This window comes from Parahoeflea olei (assembly GCF_001703635.1).
In the GTDB taxonomy this organism is placed as follows: domain Bacteria; phylum Pseudomonadota; class Alphaproteobacteria; order Rhizobiales; family Rhizobiaceae; genus Hoeflea; species Hoeflea olei.
On record NZ_LQZT01000045.1, the window covers coordinates 1 to 272 of the forward strand.

The following is a 272-nucleotide window of genomic DNA, read 5'->3' on the forward strand; positions in this document are numbered from 1 at the left end:
TTTCGATCCTGTTTCAGGCCTGGAAGGCTTCCGCGATCCTCTCGGCAGCCGCTCCGCCACCTCGTCCTGGCTCAGATCCGGCCAGTCCTCGACGCCGTCCCTGCTCATGATGCGGACATGGGTTGCGGTTGCCGCCCACGATACCGGCCGGTGGCGAAACGTCGTTGCCGAGGATGAAAACGCCGACGGCCTGGCTTGAGGCTCGTCGCAGGCGCCCTACCCCCACCCGGATCAGCTGCGCTACGCTTGCTTCTCCGACCTCCCCTCAAGGG

Annotated in this window: 1 protein-coding gene; it reads left to right on the plus strand. The window is 66.2% G+C overall.

Translation table 11 applies throughout. The features are described 5' to 3' along the window. A partial coding sequence (locus tag AWJ14_RS22580; protein ID WP_210183566.1) for a hypothetical protein occupies positions 1-199 on the plus strand: 199 nt, incomplete at its 5' end. Positions 200-272 lie beyond the last annotated feature (73 nt).